At 48.5% G+C, this 3,601-nt stretch carries 2 protein-coding genes; one reads left to right on the top strand and one right to left on the bottom strand.

Features of this window, described 5'->3' with window-relative positions; genetic code table 11:
• Positions 1 to 433 precede the first annotated feature (433 nt).
• The gene (locus tag QVO97_RS05560) at positions 434 to 1,750 is read left to right on the top strand and encodes a 6-phosphofructokinase (protein WP_022359399.1); all 1,317 of its coding nucleotides are present in this window, start codon (positions 434 to 436) and stop codon (positions 1,748 to 1,750) included.
• Positions 1,751 to 1,954: 204 nt separating this feature from the next.
• Here the strand turns inward: QVO97_RS05560 and QVO97_RS05555 are convergent.
• Positions 1,955 to 3,601 (bottom strand): SpoIID/LytB domain-containing protein (locus QVO97_RS05555; RefSeq protein WP_288189059.1); only part of this gene is annotated, 1,647 nt, incomplete at its 5' end.

Genomic DNA, 3,601 nt, shown 5'->3' with positions numbered 1-3,601 from the left:
ATTCTTGCAAAGTGTTGTTAAAAAAGGCTTTTCGGTAATTTCCTATGAAACAAAAAACACCCCGTCCGCTGCACAAAGCCAACGAACAGGGTATTAAAAAGGGGAGGATAAGTATTCAAAAATTTCTCTTTTGTGATACTAACAGTATGACCCGTTTCTGCTATTCTATACATCTATCTCCAAATTTTTATAAGCCCTTTATCCACTTCCCGAGTATCCGGTTTTCATATTATTTATCATATATGCCTTTTCCTCTTGCTTTCTTCCTCTCTTTCCGCTACAATAGATACGTTTTGAGTTGTACTTTTTGATTTGTTTTTGCCTCTATGAAAAATACAACTCCAGCAAATCATTTTATGTACATTTTTATATTGATTTAAAACTTTTTATATCGTAAACCTTGTACTTACCTCACAAAAAGGAGATTTACCTTATGAACAAGAAAAACATCTTAGTCGGACAGTCCGGCGGACCGACCGCGGTTATCAACGGAAGCCTTTACGGCGTTATCTGCGAAGGTGCGCGCCACAGCGATGCGGTTGGCTGCGTCTACGGCATGATAAATGGAATCGAAGGCTTTCTCGCGGATTCTTATATGAACCTTTCAGAAACACTCTCCGATGACGATCTGGAACTTCTTCGCCTGACTCCGGCGGCGTATCTGGGTTCCTGCCGTTTTAAACTCCCGGAGAACCTCTCCGACAGCTTCTACCGCGTCCTCTTTGAAAAACTGGAGCGGCTGGACATCGGCTATTTCTTTTACATCGGCGGCAACGACTCGATGGACACCGTCAGCAAGCTTTCCCGCTATGCAGCGCAGATCAAAAGTCCGATCCGCTTTATCGGCATTCCCAAGACGATCGACAACGATCTCGTTCTGACCGATCACACGCCGGGATACGGCAGTGCTGCCCGCTATGTCGCTGCATCCGTCCGTGAAATTGCGCTGGACGCCTCTGTCTATCAGCAGAAATCGGTCACCATCGTTGAGATCATGGGACGCCATGCCGGATGGCTGACGGCTGCCTCTGCCTTAGCACGCAAGGAAGCCGGTGACAATCCTCTCTTAATCTATCTGCCGGAAGCTCCATTTGAGCTGGCACAATTTAATGACGACTTAAAGAAAGCGTTTGAAAAGACAGCGAATGTCATCGTCTGCGTCTCCGAGGGCATCCGCGACCACGGCGGTCGTTTTATCTGCGAATATTCAACCGAAGCCCAGGTCGACACCTTCGGTCACAAAATGTTAGCCGGATGCGGCAAAATTCTGGAAAATTATATCCGCAACCAGTTCGGCGTCAAGGTGCGCTCGGTCGAGCTCAACGTCAACCAGCGCTGCTCCGGTCTCACCGTTTCCGGTACTGATTTAAACGAGGCTGAAATGGCAGGCCGTTTCGGCGTCCAGGCAGCCCTGGACGGTCACACTGGACAGATGGTCGCATTTGAGCGTGAGACTGATACAGCTGCTTCTGAACCTGTTCATGCAGCTACTGCCGTTTCAAACGCTGCGGACTTAGACTCAGCATCCGCTTCATGCGTAAAACATAGTAACACTGTATATAAAATTCATCCAGTTCTCAAGGATGTCAATCTGATCTGCAATCAGGAAAAGAAAGTACCTGCTGAGTGGATCACGAAAAACGGTACCGATGTCAGCGATGATTTCCTGGCTTACTCGCAGCCGCTGATCCAAGGAGACGTTTCCCATATTATGGAAAACGGACTTCCAAAATATTTGTACCGCAAATAGTCCGTCACGCAGTATAACTGCTTCATCCTTGAAATCCATACAAACAGCAGAAAAAGAGACGCTTCTTTCATTTTACGGATGCGTCTCTTTTCTACTTAATAATACATAATATCTGAATTTTTTTCTAATTTACCCCAATCACACACTCTTATCATTGGGGGAGGAATCCTGACCGTGCCCTTTCAGCGCAGCCATCTTCTAAATCTAATCTTCCTCACAATCCCGAATTTCAACCCCATCATAAAAGAACATCAGAATCTCTTCATAATTCTTGCCTTCGCGCGCCATCTCCTGTGCGCCGTTCTGACTCATGCCGACTCCGTGACCGTAGCCTCCGCCCCAGATGGTAAATGTGCGGATGTCTTTTTCCTCATCCCTGGCAGTTTCATCCACCGAGAAAAAGGCACTCGGTAGCGTACTCCATCCTGTCAGTTCGGTTCCGTCATTTTTCTTATAAACGAGTGATTCCGAGCCGAGGATACTCCGGATCTGACTCTGACCTTTCAGCGTCTTGGTTCCCTCGCTTCCGACGATCTGCACCGTCTGGGCGATACCACCCGTACCGCGGGAAGTCACAAAAATACCCTGAATCTCGCCGATGGTATCTACCTTCTGCTGCAGCTTCTTATTCGTGATCGTTGTTTTCCAGCGGTACATCGGGAACGAGGAATCATAATTCTGCTCACCCTGTCCCTGGATAAACTTGAGAAATGTGTCGTTGTCCGTCAAATCCGGAATCTTCTTCTTTTCCGTCAAACCAATCCCTTTCAGATACGGAACCTCGTCTTTGCTGGCGCCCCAGATCGTTCCATCGGTCGAATATCCGCAGGAAGTTGAAAAATAATACGTTTCCGCCGGGGTATCGTTGTAATATACAATCTTCCCGTCCGTCTCCTTGACTGCCAGATTCGTCCGCTCACTGCTCTCTGTATTATTGTACACCTGATAGTTCGTGCTGTCATCAACGTGTGCGCCGTAACGGCTGTAGGCATTCGCCTTGATCTGCCGGTAGGCATACGTCCGCGCGCAAACTGCCTGCGCCTTGAGCGCCTCCAGCTCATAATTAGATGGCATCTCGCTCGGCACTACGCGTGTCAGGTAATCTTCGACGTCCAGCTCATTAATCAGAAGCAGCCCATCCGACTCCTCGCTCAACTCGAAGCTGCCGAAATACGACGGCGTTCCCTGCGCCCGCTTGGTACTCAGGATGCGGATCTCCTTCTGCGGGTCTTCCAGCGTGATCGTCATGCGCCCTTCTTTCAGGCGGTCATCGCCAGGACTCACGGACAATTTCGTTCCCGGGCTCAAAGTCTCCTCTGATTCGCCCCAGGTCACATGCATCGTGCTGTCCGACTGGAGTACCACTTTCGTGTGAAACAAGGAGGAATAATCATCATTCATGATCAGCACGCGGATGTTCGTCGCTGAAAAATCATGATTTAAGAGTGCTGCGCAAACCTTTTTGCCAGCCACGACAAATTTTCCCAGATCATAGCCGACCAGCACATCCCGCTTTTTCTGCTCCTTGACGACTCCATATGTTTTATATACTTTAAAATCATCGTCCAGTTTCAGCGTTCCGTACCCGTCAATCTCGATCGTATCATCCTTGACCGAGAGTACCTTTCCTTCGATCATGTCTTCCTTGAGCGACAACTTGCGGATCTTGCCCTTATCCAGCTCAACATCCGCCAGCACGCCATCGGTACGATCCTTGAGCTTTTCTTCCTCTGGAAATGTCCGGACGATCGTGCCAATATACACATTCATCCCACCCGATTCTCCCGGAACGATCCAGACATTCTTATATGTAACTTTTTCAGACTGTACGCCGCACAGCGTGATGATCGA

This window comes from Clostridium sp. CAG:43 (genome assembly GCF_000434655.1).
GTDB classification, from domain to species: Bacteria; Bacillota; Clostridia; order Lachnospirales; family Lachnospiraceae; genus Otoolea; species Otoolea fessa.
The sequence above is the reverse complement of the archived record's forward strand: the minus strand, read 5'-3'. Positions and strand labels throughout refer to the sequence as shown.